Here is a 17,502-nt window from a genome sequence, read left to right as displayed (position 1 = left end):
GTGCTGAACGACCGCGATGGCGTCTCACCGCGACCGTGCAGGGAATTTAGTCAAGTGCGTCGCCTAATTCCCTTCAGGGGTTGGGCCGCATGCGCTGATCGAGGGTGTCGATCGAGAGACACCCTCGACGCTGGATGTGCTATGGGTTGGCATGCCCGTCAAGCACGCCCGCCACATCGCCCTCAGCGCACCGCTTGCCGCTTGGATCGATGAGCTCGTCGCGCGCGGGGAGTACACCTCCGCCAGCGACCTCGTGCGCACTGCGCTTCGGCAGATGCGGGAGCGGGACGGTGGCACAGCGGTTGAGCCGGTTGGACGGCGCGCCCGGCGTGAGCCGTCGACCGACCGAGCCTGATACGATGGGGTCGCTGGAACATCGCTTGGACGACAGCCGCGTTCAGGCGGAAGCGATACACGCCTACGACTGGACCGACACGCCGCTCGGCCCACGCAGCGTGTGGTCGGCAGCCCTTACGGCCGTCTACGAGATGATGATGGCGTCCCCGCTCGCCATGTGCGCGGGCTGGGGGTCGGAACTGACGCTGATCTACAATGGGGCCTACGCTGACTTCCTCGCGGCCCGGCACCCCGCCGCCCTGGGCCAGCCGATCGCCCGGGTCTGGCACGACGTATGGCCCGATATCTCCCCGTTGATCGAGCGGGCGATGGCGGGTGGACAAGTCCATCACACCGACATGCATCTCGTCATGACCCGCAAGGGGCATCCCGAGGACACCTACTGGACCTTCGCTTACAGCCCCCTGCGGGACGGCAGCGGCGTGGTCGGCTTCCTCGACATCGCGATCGAGACGACGGCGGGCGTGCTCGCCGGGCGGCAGCGCGACGAGGCCCATCGGCGATTGAACCTGCGCAACGAGGACCTCGAAAATGCCGCGGCGACGAATACGGTCTCGCTCCAGCTATTCGAGAGCATCGTGCAATCGGACGAGGCCCCGATCCTCGCGTTCGACCACGGCTACCGCGTGCTGGCCTTCAACCAGGCGCACGACGACGACTTCCAACGCGTCATGGGCCGCCGCCAGCAACTTGGTGACGTGCTGCCGGACCTGTTCCCCGCGGAACAGGCGGCGGCACTCAGGGGTCTGATGGATCGGGCGCTCGCGGGCGAGCGGTTCGTCATCATCCAGGAATTCGGAGACCCCGGACGGGAGGTGCCGACATGGGAGATCACCTACACCCCGATCTACGGCGGGGACGGGCGGGTGGCCGGGGCCTTCCACCATGCGCGGAACATCTCGGAGCGTGTGCGGGCGGAGGCTGAGCTGGTCGCCACGCAGGAGGCGCTGCGCCAGTCTCAGAAGATGGAGGCGGTGGGCCAGCTCACCGGGGGCGTGGCGCACGACTTCAACAATCTGCTGACCATCATCCGCTCGTCGGTCGACCTCCTGCGCAAACCGGACCTGCCCGACGAGCGCCGTCGCCGGTACATGGACGCCGTGTCGGACACGGTCGAACGCGCCGCCAAGCTCACGGGGCAGCTCCTCGCGTTCGCGCGGCGTCAGGCGCTCAAGCCTGAGACGTTCGAGGTCGGTGCTTGCCTACGCGGTGTCGCCGACATGCTCGATACGGTTACCGGGTCACGTATCCGGGTCGGACTGGAGCTGCCCGAGGCCCCTTGCCACGTCCGCTGCGACCGCAGTCAGTTCGAGACGGCGTTGATCAACATGGCGGTCAACGCCCGCGACGCGATGGACGGTGAGGGCGCGCTGACCCTGCGGCTGGCCTGCGGGCGACCCATGCCTGAGATCCGCGGCCACGCCGGCTCGCGCTCGGCCTTCGCCGCGGTGTCGCTTATTGATACCGGCACCGGCATCGCGCCAGCCGACCTCGCCCGGATCTTCGAGCCGTTCTTCACCACCAAGGAGGTCGGCAAGGGAACCGGGCTCGGCCTGTCCCAGGTGTTCGGTTTCGCCAAGCAGTCCGGCGGCGACCTGGACGTGGTCAGCGCGCTCGGCACCGGCACCACGTTCACGCTGTACCTGCCCGAGGTCGAAGCGCCGGATGAGCGGCCGAGCGACGGTACACCCGAGGCCGGCGTGGTCGACGGCGCGGGGCGCAGGGTGTTGGTCGTGGAAGACAACGTCGAGGTCGGACGGTTCGCCACGCAGATCCTGCAGGACCTCGGCTACATGACGGAGTGGGCTGCCAACGCTGAGGCGGCGCTGGAGCGGCTGGACGGTGACGGGGCGGGCTTCGACGTGGTGTTCTCGGACGTGGTGATGCCAGGCATGGGCGGAATCGCCCTGGCCGAGGCGCTGCGCCGCCGCCTACCCGACCTGCCGGTCGTCCTGGCGTCGGGCTACAGTCACGTCCTGGCCGAGGAGGGCGCGCACGGCTTCGAGCTGCTGCACAAGCCCTACTCCGCCGACCAGCTCTCGCACGTGCTGCGCCGGGCGATCGCTCGGGCCGCCTGATGTCGCTGACGACTCGCATCCTGCTACTGGTCTTGCTCGCCCTCGCCCCGGCGTTGGCGATCCAGGGCTACAACGAGTTGGCCCTGCGTACCGCACGCGACGAGGCGGTACGGGCCGATACGATGGCCACAGCCCGTACCGTCGCCGAGGATCTCGCCCAGGTCGCCGAGAACGTGCGACAGGCCCTCGATTTCGTGGCGCAGGACCCTTCCGTCCGCGCCCTGGATCCCGCCGGTTGCACGGCGTACCTGCGCGGCGCGGTCGAGAGGAACCCGCACCTCGCGATCCTCGCGCTGTCTCGCCCGGATGGAGCCATCGTGTGCAACAGCGTCGGCTCCCCGCCCGGGGCCTATACGAACGCTGGGCGCGCCTATCACCGCCACGCCATCGCGGACGGCATGTTCGTCATGGGCACTTACGCCAAGGGTACCGCCTCGGGGCGGGACTCGCTGCATTTCGCGCAACCACTGCGCGACGCGGAGGGTCGGACGATCGGTGAATTGGCCGCGGCCGTCGACCTCAACTGGCTCAGCCGCCGCCTGCAAGGCGACCTACGGCTGCCCAGCACATCCCTGACCGTGGCGGACGGGGACAACGTCATCATGCTTCGCTATCCCGGAGGCGAGGGTTGGGTCGGCAAGCCTATCCCGGAGGAGCGTCTGCGGGCCCTGCCAGGGCGCGGTGAGGGGGTCCGGGTCGACGAGGGTCTCGATGGCCGCGTCCGGATCCTCGCAAACGCCCATCCGTCCGGCCCGGCTTCAGCGGCCTGGATCACGGTAGGGCGCGATCGAAGTGTGGCCTTCGCGGACGTCGATGCCGCCACCCGCCGCGGCTTGATCCTGATCGCTGTGGGCGCGGCGTCGGCTATCGCGGCGGCGCTGCTGGCGGGGCGATTTTTTATCCGCCGCCCATTCGGCCGCCTGCTGCGTACCGCCTCCGCGTGGCGGGAGGGCGACCTCGCCGCTCGCACCGGGCTGTCCGGGCCGGACGAGTTCGGGCGTCTCGGGGTGCAGCTCGACGCCATGGCAGGGGCGCTTCAACGCAACGAGACCGAGCTGAAGGGCGAGGTCGCCCGCGGACTGGAGATGCAGGATAGGCAGGTGACGCTGCTGCACGAGCTGAACCACCGGGTGAAAAACACGCTGGCCACGGTACAGGCCTTGGCGCGGCAGTCGACCCGAGATGGCGAGGCCCCGGGGGAGCGGCTGCAAGCGCGCATCCTGTCCCTGTCCAAGACCCACGACCTCCTGACCCGGGACGAATGGAGCGGTGCATCCTTGGATGAGCTGCTGGAGAACGAGCTGTCGCCCTACCGTATGGGGCCGGACCACATCACCCTGGATGGCCCCGCAGTGGCGCTGCCGCCACGGCACGTGCTGGCGCTGGGTATGACGGTGCACGAGTTGGCTACCAACGCGGCCAAGTACGGCGCGCTATCGGCGCCCGGGGGGCGGGTGCAGGTCGAGTGGTCGGTCGCCCGGGGTGAGTCCGGTGCGGCTCGTCTGCGATTGGCGTGGCGGGAGAGCGGTGGGCCGCCTGTCGCCACGCCGACACGCGTGGGCTTCGGCACCCGGCTGATTGCCGGCGGCGTCCGGCGAGAGTTGGCGGGGGAGATCGACTTGGCGTTCGAAGCAGAAGGCCTGCGCTGCTACCTCGACGTGCCACTGGACCCCGCTGTCAGCGCGATCCTATCGCCGACGCATTAGCGTCGACCGCCGACCTACTTGGGTACGCTCGGGCGGGTGACACCAGAAGATATGTTCCGCGTCTGCTACGGGTTGATCCGGCGGTGCCAGCGGACGGACCTAGACCACGCAACACACATAGCGCCAATCGGTCCGTTCCATTGAAGCGTGCTCTAGCGGAATGACCGAAAGCGCGAAGCGCAGCCGTTCCGTCAGGTTGTAATCGGCTTTTGGGACGCGAAAAGGCGAACGTCTAAGACCTGTTTGGAACTCGGTAGGACAGCCGCGTAGCGGATAACGAGAAGGCCTCTGCCGGGTTCGGAAGGCATAGCTTGCCGTGCTATTGAGCCGTTCCGTAGGCGCACGTTACGCCAATTGCCGGTCGGAATGCCTATCGGACCTCAGCTCTTCATCCGGGAGCGGAACTCCCGCATGCGACCCAACTCAGCCGCCGGGAACGCCATTTGCGTTTCTCCAAAGCGGTCGTTCGTCGGCCGCTCCGCAAGTTCGGCTCGGGGTCGTGAGCGGTCCCCAAGGCTAGGTCCGCTTGATGCGACCGCTGTCCAGAAGCGGACAGGCAGGAAACCACCGAGCCTGTGTGAAAACTCGGGCGCACTTCAAAATCGTGGAAGAATATTTTACGCAGCTATCCTTCAGGCATCTTGGGCGACAGGTGAGATGCCCCAAGGATGCCCTTGATAGCACTGTCCTCCCGGCGCGAGGGAAGATCCTTCTACAGGGCCTACGTTTTCACACAGCCTCCACCCTGAGCGGTCCTGCGGCTTGCGACCCAACCAAATCGTTCACGAAGACCGGACGAACACCCGAAAGCGGACGTGACAAACAAGCCACCGATAGGCGACGCCTGCTACTCAGCTGGTTGCAATCGTGTGTGCTCCTCACCCGACGCGTGCCGCGCCAACACCTTCGCCCTCCCGAACCGCGCGTACAGGGCAGGTAGCACCAGCAGGGTGAGCAGGGTCGCGCTCATCAGGCCGCCGATAACCACCGTGGCCAAGGGTCGCTGCATCTCCGCACCGGTTCCTGTCGCCAACGCCATCGGCACGAAGCCAAGAGCCGCCACGAGCGCCGTCATCACGACCGGCCGCAGGCGCGTTAGAGCCCCCTCCCGCACCGCCTGGGGAACTGACAACCCCTGCGCCACCAACGCCCGGATGTGGTTGAGCAGGACCAGTCCGTTCAGGACCGCTACGCCCGACAGCGCAATGAACCCGACCGCCGCCGAGACCGAGAACGGCATGTTTCGCAGCCATAGCGCCGCCACGCCCCCGGTCAGGGCCATCGGCACTGCGCTGAACACGATGAGCGCGTCCCGCGGCGAGCCGAGCGCCCCGAGCAGCAAGATGAAGATCAGCGCGAAGCAGGCCGGCACCACCACCATCAGGCGTTGGCGGGCCGCTGTCAGGTTCTCGAACTGGCCACCCCAGCGCACCTCGTAGCCCGGCGGCAGCCGAACCTCGGCGGCGATGCGCTCCTGTGCCTCGGCCACCAGCGAGCCGATGTCTCGACCGCGCACATTCGCGGTCACCACCACGCGTCGCCGTCCGTTCTCGCGGCTGACCTGGTTCGGTCCCTCCGTGAAGGTGAAGCTCGCCAGTTGGCGGAGCGGCACGCTCATGCCCGTCGCTCCCTGCGCCGCCGGCACGCCGGTGCTCGTCCGCGCCGAAGCCGCCTGCGCGGGCGGTAGCGGGACGGGGAGGTTCTTCAGAGCTTCGACGTCGCCCCGGACGTCGTCGGCGAGGCGGACTACGATGGCGAAGCGCCGGTCGCCCTCGAACACCAGCCCGGCGTCCTTGCCGCCGATGGCCGTGCCGATGACGTCCTGCACGTCGGCCATGCTCAGGCCGCGACGAGCGATCTCGCGCCGGTCGATCTTGATCTCCAGGAACGGCAGGCCGACCGCCTCCTCGACCTTCACGTCGGCGGCACCCTCCAGGCCGCGCAGGATGCTGGCGATCTTGCGAGCCCCCTCGACCATCGGACCGAACTCCTCGCCGAATACTTTCACGGCGAGGTCGTCGCGCACGCCTGCGATGAGCTCGTTGAAGCGCATCTGGATGGGCTGGGAGAAACCGAGCAGCGTGCCCGGGATCAGCTTTGCCTCCGCCTCCATTCGCCCGATGAGAGCCTCCTTGCTCTCGTGCGGGTCGGGCCAAGCGCTCTGCGGCTTGAGAATGAGGTAGGCGTCGCAGGCGTTCGGCGGCATGGGGTCGGCGGCGATGTCGGGCGTGCCGCAGCGCGAGTAGACGAAGGCCACCTCCGGGAATTTGCTCATCGTCTCCTCGACGCCGAGTTGCATCGCCTGCGACTGCGTGATCGACGTCGATGGGATGCGGCGCGCCTCCATGACGATGTTCTTCTCGTCGAGCGTCGGCGTGAACTCCTGCCCCAGCCGCGTCGCCAGGACGCCGGCAAGCCCGAGGATGGCGACCGCGCCGGCGATGAAGACCAGCGGCGCAAGGATCGCTCCGCCGAGCACTGGCCGGTAAATCGCCTTCAGCGCCCGGATGAGCGCGTTGTCGCCCTCGCTGACCCGGCCGCTGATGAAGGTCGCGACCATCGCCGGGACGAAGGTGAGCGACAGCACGAAGGCCGACGCCAGGGCGATCAGCACAGTCAGGGCCATCGGCACGAAGGTCTTGCCCTCGACGCCCGTGAAGGTCAGCAGCGGCACGTAGACGAGGATGATGATGGCCTGCCCGTAAACGCTTGGCTTGATCATCTCCTCGGCCGAGACCCGCACCGTCTCCAACTGCTCGTCGAGGTTCAGCGTGCGCCCGTGGGCGTGCTGGCGCTCGGCGAGGTGGCGCAGGCTATTCTCGGCGATGATGACCGCACCGTCGACGATGAGGCCGAAGTCGAGAGCGCCCAAGCTCATCAGGTTGGCGCTGATCCTCCCCACCAGCATGCCGGTCGCGGTCATCGCCATGGTCACCGGGATGACCAGCGCCGTGATCAACGCCGCCCGGATGTTGCCCAGCGCCAGGAACAGCACCGCGACGACGAGCAACGCACCCTCGGCGAGGTTCCGGGCCACCGTCCTCACGGTGGCGTCCACGAGGTCGGTGCGGCTGAGCAGCGTCCGGGCCTGGATACCGGGCGGCAGGAGCTTGTTGATCTCCCGGATCTTGGCGTCTGCGGCGGCCGAGACGGTGCGGCTGTTCTCGCCGATCAGCATCAAGGCGGTGCCCAGCACCACCTCGTGCCCGTTCTCGCTGGCCGAGCCGGTACGCAGCTCCCGCCCGATGCCGACCTCGGCGACGTCCGAGACCTGGATCGGGACACCAGCCCGGGTCGCCACCACGATGTCCCGGATCTGATCCATGTTCTCGATCAGGCCACCGGCCCGAACGACGTAGCCCTCGCCGTTGCGCTCGACGTAGTTGGCCCCGCGTGTCGCGTTGTTGGCCTCGACGGCCCGGGTGAGGTCGGTGAAGGACAGGCCGTAGCCGACGAGCTTCATCGGGTTCGGCCGGATCTGGTACTCCTTTACGAAGCCGCCGATGGCGTCAGCCCCGGCCACGCCCGGCACGCTCTTCATCTGCGGCCGGATGATCCAGTCCTGTACCGTGCGCAGGTAGACGGTGCGCTCGAAGTTGGACTTCAGTCGCTCACCCTCGGGCGTGAGGTAGCTGCCGTCCGACTGCCAGCCGGCTTGGCCGTCCCTGACCAGTGCTCCCTCGCCGGGAGCCTGGTACTCGACGGCCCACCAGTAGATCTCGCCGAGGCCCGTCGAGATCGGCCCAAGCTTCACCTCCACCCCAGGCGGTAGGGTGTCCCGCACCTCGACCAAGCGCTCGTTGACCTGCGCTCTCGCGAAGTAGACGTCGACCTTGTCGCTGAACACAGCGGTGAGCTGCGCGAAGCCGTTGCGCGAGAACGAGCGGATGCTCTCCAGGCCGGGCGTGCCAGCGAGCGCGCGCTCCAGCAGCACCGTGACCTGCTTCTCGATCTCGACCGGCGTCAGCGCCGGGGCGACGGCGTTGATCTGCACCTGGTTGTTGGTGACGTCGGGGACGGCGTCGATGGGCAGGCGCGCGAGCGACCATGCACCGAAAGCGGTGGCGATGAGGGTCACGAGGATGACGGCGTAGCGGTTGGCGACGGAGAAGCCGAGGATGGAGCGGATCACGGTTCAGTCCTCCGCCGCGGCCTTGCCGAGTTCAGCCTTCAGCGTGAAGCTGTTGATCACCGCGACCGCCTCCCCGGGTTCGAGCCCGGCTGTCACCTCCGCGCTGTCGTCGTCAGATCGCCCGAGCGTCACCGGCCGCGCCTCAAAACCGTCGGCCACCCGCACGAATACGTTCGGCTTGCCCTCCAGCGTCTGGATCGCGCCGGCGGGCACCATCACCCGAACCGGCTTGTCGGACACCAGGATCTCGGCGGCCACGAACGAGCCGGGACGCCACGTCTCGTTCGGGTTGGTCAACTCGGCCACGACCCGGGCGGCCCGGGTGTTCTGGTCAAGGACGGGCACGATGAAGACGATGCGCCCGCTCGCCGCCTCGCCGGTAGCCTCGGCACGGACCGCCACCGCCTGGCCCTCGCGGACCAGCGGCATGTCGCCTGGGCTCACCGCGAGGTCGACCCAGACTTTCGAAAGGTCGACGACCGAGTAGAGTTCGGTCTCCAGGTTGTCCCGCCCGACCGCGGCCCCAGGGTCGACGCGGCGCTCGACGATCTTGCCCGCGATGGGTGAGCGGATTTCCTGACGCTCGAACTGCGCCTCTGGCTGGTTTGGCAAGGCGTCGATCTCGGCCGGGCTCAGACCCAGGAAGGTGAGCTTGCGCCGGGCGGCGTCCTCCTTGACCTTGAGGTCCTGGTAGCTCGCTTGCGAGCGCAGGTATTGCTGCTCGGACGAGATGCGCTTGTCCCAGAGAGCCTTGTCGCGCTCGAACAGCGACCTCTGCAGATCGGTAGAGACCCGGGCGGCGAGGTACTCGCCCTTGGTCTCGGCGATCTCGCGGCTGTCGAGCAGGGCCACGACCTCACCCTTGGCCACCCGGTCGCCGAGGCCCTTGCGCAGCTCGACCACCGTGCCGGTGGTTTTCACCGCGATGCGAGCGGTCAGGTTGGCGCTCGGCACGATGGTGCCCGGGACGTGCAGGTGTCGCGACAGCCGGCCCCCGGCGGCGGCCTCGGTTCGGATACCGGCCTTGGCGACCTGGGCATCCGTCAGCCGCACGAGCCCGGGCTTTTCCGGTTCCGGGGCGGCTGCCGATTGAGGTGCGGGTCGCGCCGCCGTGGCGTTGGGCCAGGCATCCGAAAGCATGGAGCGGACGGCGTCCGGCGCACCGGGCCACCACGTCGCGATCAGGAAGCCGCCGGCGACAGCCAGCAGCACGGGGATAAGACGTCTGAACATGTCGATGCCATGGGCTGGCCGCCGCGAGCGCAGAGGCACTGTGCCGAAGTTCGAGGCGAGGGAGCGAGGTGGCTTTCTCAGGCCCTCGGAGGCTCGAACATCTCCCCGTCCCCGCCATCGGCTGTGAGGGACTCGTCGACAGCCGCAAACGCCATGACTATCCAGACGGCGGCCATGGTGGCCGTCGCGAAGGCGGGCATCACGCCCTGCGCGTGGGATTGGGCGTGATGGGCCAAGTCGTCCTCGGCATGCCGGTCCGCAGCATGGTCATGGTCGGCGAATGACGGCACGGCGTGCGCGACCGCCGGCGCCGCCGCCTGGCAGGCATCGGCCATCGCCGGCATGACCATGACGGCCATCAGCACGAACGCGACGGCCGCCGCTATGAGACGCCGTCCCAAGGACACCCGACAACCACTTCCCGATCCACGCCAGCCGACGCCAGAACGCCGATTTCCCTTCCCGTATCCTATCCGGGGGGATAGCATGTCAACATGGAACACGCGCACGCCTCCCACCCGGAAATCGTCAAGCGCCTGAAGCGCGCGCACGGCCACCTCGCCGGCGTCATCGCCATGATCGAGGAGGGCCGCGCCTGCGTGGACCTCGCGCAGCAGCTCCATGCGGTGGAGAGCGCCATCGCCAACGCCAAGCGGGTGCTGATCGAGGACCACATGGAGCACTGCATCGGCGACGGGGTCGGGGAAGGCGGCAAGACCGCCAACGCCGCGCTCGCCGAGTTCAAGGCGCTGGCGAAGTACCTCTGAGGGGCGCTCGATGCTGAGCGTCCTCGCCGACCGGAGCTACCGGCACCTGTTCGCCGCGCAGGTCATCGCCCTGATCGGCACCGGCCTGCTGATGGTCGCACTCGGGCTGCTGGCCTATCGCCTCGCCGGCCCCGAGGCCGGCGCGGTGCTAGGCACGGCGCTGGCCATCAAGATGATTGCCTACGTGCTGGTGGCGCCGGTGGCGAACGCCTTCACCGGGCAGTTGCCGCGCCGCGCTTTCCTAGTGGCGACCGACCTCGTCCGCGCTGCCGTCGCCCTGCTCCTGCCTTTCGTTGACCAGATCTGGCAGGTCTACGTCCTTGTCTTCGTGCTCCAGTCCTGCTCGGCCGCCTTCACCCCGACCTTCCAGGCGACCACCCCCGACATTCTGCCGGAAGAGCGCGACTATACCCGGGCGCTCTCTCTCTCGCGGCTGGCCTACGACCTGGAGAACCTGCTCAGCCCAGCGCTCGCGGCGGTCCTGCTGACCGTCATCGACTTCCACTGGCTGTTCGGCGGTACCATGGTGGGCTTCCTGTGCTCGGCGGCGCTCGTCGTCTCTGTCAGCCTGCCGAACCCGAAGCCGTCCGAGCGCCGCGGGATCTATGACCGGACCACGAGGGGTCTGCGCGTCTACCTAGCCACACCCCGCCTGCGCGGGTTGCTCGCCCTGAACCTCGCGGTGTCAGCGGCCGGCTCGATGGTCATCGTCAACACCGTCGTGATCGTGCGAGCCATCCTGCACCGGCCCCAGAACGACGTCGCGGTGGCACTCGGGTTGTTCGGCGGCGGCTCGATGGTCGCGGCCCTGCTCCTGCCGCGGGTGCTCGACCGGCTGCCGGACCGGACCGTGATGCTGCCGGCGGCGGGTCTCCTCGGTGTCGTGCTGCTCGCCTTCGCCGCGACGACCTGGGGCGGCGTAATCGGCTGGCCGATGCTGCTCGCCGCCTGGCTGGTGCTCGGGGTCGGCTACTCGGCCGCCCAGACCCCAACCGGGCGGCTGCTCCGGCGCTCGGCAACACCCGAGGACCGGCCTGCGGTGTTCGCGGCGCAGTTCGCCCTGTCGCACGTCGCCTGGCTTGTGACCTACCCGCTGGCGGGTTGGCTCGGCGCGGAGGCCGGCATGCCAGTCACGCTCGCGGTCCTCGGCATGCTCACCCTGGGGGCTATCGCGGCGGCGGCCATGCTGTGGCCCACCTCTGATCCGGGCGTGGTCGAGCATGAGCATGCCGACCTCGCATCAGACCACCCACACCTCGAAGGCATCGGGGCAAATCGGCATGCCCACACCTTCGTCATCGACGACCTTCACCATCGGTGGCCCGCGGCTAAGCCGGGATGACACCTATCAGCTTCCCGTTCAGCCAAATGTCGCCTTACAAGTTTTTCTGCTCGAAAGCAGAAGGGTGGAAATCCACCCACTCCGGTCGTAGCCCTCTACCCCGTCTGCAGCCTGTAAGCGGGCGTTCCCAGCCAGCGCCTAGTTCCGTAACCAGCCCCTATGCGAATGGGCGGTCGAAGCCGGATATGTCCGCTTACGGGATGTCGGCATAGCCATTTGTATGACTGAGATGGGCGCAAAGCCGAATGGCGGCTTTCAGGCTGCGACCCCACGGCATCCTCCACCGTACGTGAACCGTTGCTGTCGCGCGCACCCGCTCGACCGAAACGGCAGCGATAGAGAAATACCAAGTGAGCGGCCATATGCCGGATACCTCGCCCTCTTGATTGCTGAAGGGTTGCTGTTCTGACAAAGGGCAGACAAGCAAACGATCAAGCCGAGCAAGGGTATCTGTATAAGTGGTGCATTCGTAGATGTAGGCGTCGTAGGACACTCTTACATCCTCCGACGCTTACACTTTTAAAGCGGGGCCAGGTGACTGGAAGCATAGGCTTTTGCCCGCAGGTCTGTTCGCTCCCGAGCCATAAGGCGTCAGTCCCGATTACCCTCCATATCGGTCACGTCGACTGCATAGTACCTCAGACTGAGCTTGAATTTGTCGAACCACGCATCCGAGATCGATCTCGCGAAGAAGCCCGTGATTGCCTCGACTCCCTTTTGAATGTGCCAAGGCACCAAACTTTGATCAGCCTGAGCGAGGTCAGCAAGACGATTGGCCTGAATGATAGACGCGATTTCTACATAAACTTCATGGTTCGAGAGCATATTGAGACCGGTGGTGTCAAAGGCGGGCTTGAGCGGATCAACCCCAGGCATAAAATCGCCAACGGTGCATCTATTGCCGAGAGGACTGTTAAAGGGGAATGGTACTGCCCGGCCAACGTGCCCTCCATCCCTGGGCAGTTGCCAGCTCCTGAATGCGAATGCATCAGAGGCCCCGGTTCCACGGAAGCTCGATAGCTTAAGTCCAAGACTAATTATTTTATTTGCTTGTGCAACCCTGAATGCCCGGGAGCTATCGAAGGTGATCTCGATCGGCCGCCCCACGAGGGAACTAAGCGCGCGCTTAAGAGCAGTTAAAAGAACTCCGAAACCAGGCTCTCCAGTGCCCAGGAAGTGGATGTGCCGCACGTGATCAAACGCGTTTTGCTCAATCATATTGCGGAACTGCTTGCACCAGAAATGAAGGTCCAGTCGAGTGTGTCCGGCTATGGCGTAGCCATCTAATTTGTAGGGTACGACACGCTTCAACCAGGCTCTCGCCTCCGTGTGGTTGCGCCCCTGCAAAACGTTGAGCAAGAGCAAGTCGCTTCGTGCTCTCGAGGAAATTAGGAACTTAAGGTTGTTCTCGCTATCATTGAGGCAGGCTTCGAATTTTGTATACCCACTGCGCGGATCATTGAGACTGCGGGTAGGTACATCAAGAGCAACTCCGACGTCGCAGTTCGCCTCCTGCCAGTCGAGCACGAGCCGCCTGAACTGATGCATAGGAACACGGACGGCGCCGCTGATAAGAGAGAACCCACCGCTATCTCCAAGGAGGAACGTTCGCGAGCGTAATCTCTGTGAGATGATGGTGGGCCCGCGGTCAAATACGCCGAACGCAGCGGTGTATAGAGCACCGTCATAATGGAACAAAGGACTTTTCGGGCCCAGGAAATTCAGATCCCTTAGACTGACCCCTTCTACCGGTCTGCGAGTATTGGAGCTGATACCGCTCCGTGCTGCCCAGCGGGCATAGGTATTGTTCACAGCGGGTAAAAAGCGCGCATAGTCATGGCGCTGCTGGTGAAGCGCGATCATGCAAAACCTCATGGAATTCGCAGCCGGAAGCGCTGTAGCTCCGGCTGCAACGGTCCGAGCTTAGGTTCAGATATCGAATTTCATTGGCACATCAGCGGGCCACGCTTGCGGCTGAAGTACCCCAATAGACCGATTAGACCTACGGCCCTCGCGAAAAGCCGGAATAAAGACCTCGTAAGACGCAAGCCGAGTACGAAATTTCCATCTGATCACGTCTTCGCGGCCGATTGTGCAGGCGATAGGCGAGACAATATCGTTTCGAAGCTCTGCCATTGCCGATAGAAAATCAGCATAATCTTGTGCAGAAATTACAATTTTATCCTCGCCGTTACAGTTATTTATCGATAACTTGTGCTCAGTCCGAGCTACCAGAACAGATAGAACTTGGTCACGGATCCCCAAAGTGAGCGGTTGATCTCGCCGTCCCAGAACACGGGCAAGTTCATTTGCTACCGTGGCGTGCGCAGCAAATGCCAGTTGATTAATCTCGCATTGCGCCTGCCACTGTATTTGATTGTCTGTAGCAACTAGCGGGTATTCGCTGGTGCTGGATGTAACCTGCTGAAGGACTGAGCCAACGTCCGTCGCAACTCCACCATCAGCCTGGAGTGGTTGAGCTTCCGTTGTGATTTGGATCCGACCAACCCCAGCTTCCGCGCGTCCTGGATCAACAACCTTGAAATCCCATACTCCGCGGGTTGCAGTAGGTAGGATATTGATCTCGGCCCTGCGGCGCCCGTAGGTCTGCAAGACCACGTCGCCGTGCATCGGTTGTCGCAGAAGGCCGCCTTCGGCGAAAGGATGCGCATAGATTACAGGCGCACTTGGCGTCAGGATAGGAGAGACGGTGATCGTGCCATCTCGACGGATAACGAACTGGCGGCTCGTAACCCGCATCGGCGTGCTCGGATCTTTCGGATCGTGGTTTGCATCGATTGGGCGATCAGTCTTCCGCTCGCGAATGGAGTGAGAAAGGTGGAACAGCTCGGCAAGGAGTTGGACGCGATCGTCGGCTGCCGGCATGTGGGAGAGTACGAGTTCTTCGGGCTCGAAGGGTAGGCGATCCTCTTCTTTAAGCTCCTCGTAATTGATGGCTCCGTCGGCCGCGACATGTCTGGCCACGACAGCCAGCGACACACCTTTTGCAGAAAGCCTCGCGCGCGCGCGCTCAGCCACGATCTCCCGAACGCGCTCGCGATTGAGGTGCAATGGCCTTGGAGCCTCACCACCCTTAGGACTAGCTTCGATCGCGCCCAGGCCAGAAATTCCGCCCTTAGCCATCGCGATGGCTAATAGAGCCCGAACACCTTCGCGTGAGCGCGAAAACGAGCGAAGGCCATCGGGACGATCGTTCACTAGGATCTGTAAGCCGTCAAATGCCCTACAGTCCTTGTGAATGTCTTTGCTAGCTTGCCGACTATCCTTGATGTTCCGACCAAAAATCGCCGCCGAAGCGGGAGCAAATGGATGGTTGCTGTTAGGCGGTGTGATGCCTTGCTCATCAAGCTCCTTCTTGTAAGTTTTATCCGGCGTGTGCACGTGATCGAGAACGGCCATGAGCAAGCAAACAAGACAGGCTAAATCATACTCGCTTTTGCTAAATCGAGCAGCATGGATCACTGCTGCGGTTCCCTTTCGCCATCTCTCGTGCTCGCCTTCGCCCGTTCCACTTCCAACGTCAGGGATGAGCTCAAGAACCTTGTTTGCTGCCAACGCATTCTCGGCTTCCGTTGCGGGAGCTTCCAGGCTGGGCCAAGCGTCTGGAGAGGACACCTGAATGGCCTCAGCGACGAGCTGAGCGGCGACCTCATCGTTGATGAGAGTGGAACGTGAGTTCTGGGTTTTAGCTGCCATGACTGCGCATCCTTGGATGCGGACGATGGCCGGGCTTCGTAAAGCGCACGCCGGCTCACCGCCCGCGCGTTACCGGGGTGGGTGAGCCGCTGAGAGGCGGCCGTGGCAGACATCCACCGTATGGATGCTGGCACGTGAGCCGGCACTGTCCCGAGCCCGCTGGAAGTGCTCACGCCCTTCCATGCCAGGAGCCTCTGGCCTACGCTCCGATGATCGACGATCTCGAAGCTTACGTAGCCACTCCGATGAGCGGAGTTGCTCTACTGTGAACCCTTCAGCCCACCCCGGAGGTTAGAGAGCGGGCATCTACGCTCTCGCAGGCGGCTCGGACAGCTATGTCCGGAAAGGCCAAGCACATCGCAGGAACTTGGATCGCTAGCAAATCCTCATTCCTCCACCCGTATACGTTGCCATTACTGGCCGACGCTCCCGTACCGCTAGGGCCATTGGAAGGGCAGATTCTCACGATCAAATATACGCAAGCCTATCGCGCCTTTCAAGTAGGAATTTCTCTTGAAGAGAAATAGCACCGTAAAGTTGGTCGATTGGGTGGGTTGCGACTGGTACCTCCGCAATTTACCGCAATGAGTTTCTCGCTTGACACGGCACTCGCTCTTGGTCTTTGCTGGATCAGACGAGTGCGCAGAGCCGTTTACTTGCTCAGCGCGATCGGCACTGGTCGTCTGGAGGGCACTTCAGCCGCTCCTGACTGCGAAGTCACGACGATCACCAAACCATACTGCGAGCCTTCGTGGCCGCAGATGCTTTGTCGACCTGCCATTTGGCGGGCCGGTGCTCGATTGTGGCTGGAGCAGAGCGATGTGGCCCAAGACCGATGCCGACTGCGTGTCTGGCCGCAACCCTACTGTAAACGATGAATTCCCGCCGCCCTCAGCAGGGGTCGAGGCTCTCCTCGAGCGGGTGTCGACAACTTCTTTCTCAGACTGGCGCGCCCGAAGGGACGACATTCAGAAGGAAACCTACAGGCATTTTGCGGATGGCAAGATCACTGCGGCTGAGTTCGAACAGCTGACCATCCTCGTCCAGAACCGGGACCAGAATGTCGTCCACTCAGGTCGGACCTCGAGCAAATCAGTCGGTCAGAGCGTAAATGCGGCTGTTCGATTATACCGCGCTGCGGCAAGGGTGAAGGGCAGCCTGCCTCGGGGCACGACCCCGCGGAAGATGCTAACCGCGGCCGAACTTCGTGAACGGCGCGAGAAGCAGGGCAAGCGGATCTACCTTGCAAAGGTGAGCATCATCGCCGCGGAGATCCTTCAGGAAACTCGCTATGCGATCGGCATTCAGGCCGTTCTTGCCCGTGTCGTTAGGGAAGTCCGAAATACCGGCACGTGCGAGCAGGCGGTCGGTACGCTGGCCCAAGAGAGCGGAGCAAGCCGGCGCACCGTGCAGATGGCGCTGAGGCGCGCAGAAGCGGACGGTTTGATCGCGATTCAAGCTCGTCCCCGGAAGCCGAATCGTATCACGATCGTCAGCCAGAAGTGGCTCACGTGGATCGCGAATTCGATCAACAGGGACTCCGAACGTATAGATAACTATGGTGTTTCTTCTAAAGGTGCAGAAATTTGCACCCTACCATACGATAGTAGCGAATGCGCGCCGCATAGTCCGGCGGTGCTTGCGCGTCGCCCGAGACCGAGCCGCGAGAGCGGCCAAACTTCGATTCCATCGAACCGATCGCGTCCAGATACTACAAGTCTCAAGGCTGAGAAGTACGAGGGAGAACCGTTTGAGGAGCGGCTTGCCCAGCTTGAGAGTTCGGTTCTCGCGCATAGCGTGGCTGCCGCGCGGTCGACGGCAAAGGCTATCGAGGAGCCGGAGCAGAGACCGCCTCAGCCAGCCTTTGCGGATCTGGACGTGGGTGAGCCTGGCGCTGCCGAAGCGGAGATTAATGTGATGCTCTTAGCGGACGACGGATGTCGGAGGTGCGGGAGCCAATCCTGCGCGTGCTCTACCGGCTGACGGCGGCGCTATGGCCGGGCTGAACGTTCGATCCTATGCCGAGCGATCCGTGGCGGAATACTGCTGGCCCCGGTACGCTCGCAGGCGGCGGCGATCATTTTCGCTACCCTGCTGGCCCTCGGCGCGGCCACTGCATATGGCCCGCGGGGGTAACTCGACAAGCGTTTCATCAGGCACGATTGCTGCG

12 protein-coding genes are annotated in these 17,502 nt (G+C 64.5%); 6 read left to right on the top strand and 6 right to left on the bottom strand.

Translation table 11 applies throughout. The features are described from left to right. The first annotated feature begins 151 nt into the window (after positions 1–151). From AAHG09_RS06605 to AAHG09_RS06595, 3 genes are read left to right on the top strand one after another with little or no spacing between them, the layout of a single operon-like run. Complete coding sequence (locus tag AAHG09_RS06605) at positions 152–355, top strand: ribbon-helix-helix domain-containing protein (protein ID WP_342106123.1); 204 nt, start codon at positions 152–154, stop codon at positions 353–355. A 4-nt stretch (positions 356–359) separates the two neighbouring features. After that, on the top strand, positions 360–2,435 hold the full coding sequence (locus AAHG09_RS06600) for a PAS domain-containing protein (protein ID WP_412759994.1): 2,076 nt from the start codon (positions 360–362) through the stop codon (positions 2,433–2,435). Beyond that, positions 2,435–4,141: a sensor histidine kinase gene (locus AAHG09_RS06595; RefSeq protein WP_342106121.1), complete on the top strand. Its 1,707-nt coding sequence runs from the start codon at positions 2,435–2,437 to the stop codon at positions 4,139–4,141. The genes AAHG09_RS06600 and AAHG09_RS06595 overlap by 1 nt, the downstream gene beginning before the upstream one ends. Positions 4,142–4,988: 847 nt before the next feature. On the opposite strand, the gene AAHG09_RS06590 is transcribed toward AAHG09_RS06595, so the two are convergent. The 3 genes from AAHG09_RS06590 to AAHG09_RS06580 all read right to left on the bottom strand — a co-directional run bounded on the left by AAHG09_RS06590 (position 4,989) and on the right by AAHG09_RS06580 (position 9,865). After that, a complete protein-coding gene (locus AAHG09_RS06590) occupies positions 4,989–8,273 on the bottom strand; it encodes an efflux RND transporter permease subunit (RefSeq protein ID WP_342106120.1) in 3,285 nt (1,094 codons plus the stop codon). Between the two features lie 3 nt (positions 8,274–8,276). After that, on the bottom strand, positions 8,277–9,506 hold the full coding sequence (locus AAHG09_RS06585; RefSeq protein WP_342106119.1) for an efflux RND transporter periplasmic adaptor subunit: 1,230 nt from the start codon (positions 9,504–9,506) through the stop codon (positions 8,277–8,279). Between the two features lie 77 nt (positions 9,507–9,583). Then, positions 9,584–9,865, bottom strand: a complete 282-nt coding sequence (locus tag AAHG09_RS06580; protein WP_342106118.1) for a hypothetical protein — start codon at positions 9,863–9,865, stop codon at positions 9,584–9,586. Positions 9,866–10,000: 135 nt separating this feature from the next. Between AAHG09_RS06580 and AAHG09_RS06575 the strand changes: the two genes are divergently transcribed. Together AAHG09_RS06575 and AAHG09_RS06570 are read left to right on the top strand one after the other, a co-directional pair. Continuing rightward, positions 10,001–10,273 (top strand): metal-sensing transcriptional repressor, encoded by a 273-nt coding sequence (locus tag AAHG09_RS06575; protein WP_342106117.1) that lies wholly within the window; start codon positions 10,001–10,003, stop codon positions 10,271–10,273. Between the two features lie 10 nt (positions 10,274–10,283). Further along, on the top strand, positions 10,284–11,615 hold the full coding sequence (locus AAHG09_RS06570; protein WP_342106116.1) for an MFS transporter: 1,332 nt from the start codon (positions 10,284–10,286) through the stop codon (positions 11,613–11,615). A gap of 193 nt (positions 11,616–11,808) precedes the next feature. On the opposite strand, the gene AAHG09_RS06565 is transcribed toward AAHG09_RS06570, so the two are convergent. The 3 genes from AAHG09_RS06565 to AAHG09_RS06555 all read right to left on the bottom strand — a co-directional run bounded on the left by AAHG09_RS06565 (position 11,809) and on the right by AAHG09_RS06555 (position 15,332). Beyond that, the gene (locus AAHG09_RS06565; RefSeq protein ID WP_342106115.1) at positions 11,809–12,108 is read right to left on the bottom strand and encodes a hypothetical protein; all 300 of its coding nucleotides are present in this window, start codon (positions 12,106–12,108) and stop codon (positions 11,809–11,811) included. A gap of 98 nt (positions 12,109–12,206) precedes the next feature. Further along, positions 12,207–13,478 carry a hypothetical protein gene (locus tag AAHG09_RS06560; RefSeq protein WP_342106114.1) on the bottom strand — a complete coding sequence of 424 codons (1,272 nt, stop codon included), beginning with the start codon at positions 13,476–13,478 and terminating at the stop codon, positions 12,207–12,209. Between the two features lie 66 nt (positions 13,479–13,544). Next, on the bottom strand, positions 13,545–15,332 hold the full coding sequence (locus AAHG09_RS06555; RefSeq protein WP_342106113.1) for a hypothetical protein: 1,788 nt from the start codon (positions 15,330–15,332) through the stop codon (positions 13,545–13,547). An 819-nt stretch (positions 15,333–16,151) separates the two neighbouring features. On the opposite strand from AAHG09_RS06555, the gene AAHG09_RS06550 reads away from it, so the two are divergent. Then, positions 16,152–17,315, top strand: coding sequence for a hypothetical protein (locus AAHG09_RS06550; RefSeq protein WP_342106112.1), 1,164 nt, complete (start codon positions 16,152–16,154; stop codon positions 17,313–17,315). Positions 17,316–17,502: the final 187 nt, after the last annotated feature.

Origin of the sequence: Methylobacterium guangdongense, assembly GCF_038442355.1 — a bacterium.
Taxonomy (GTDB): domain Bacteria; phylum Pseudomonadota; class Alphaproteobacteria; order Rhizobiales; family Beijerinckiaceae; genus Methylobacterium; species Methylobacterium guangdongense.
Note: the sequence above shows the minus strand (reverse complement) of the source record. Positions and strands in the feature narration are given on the sequence as shown.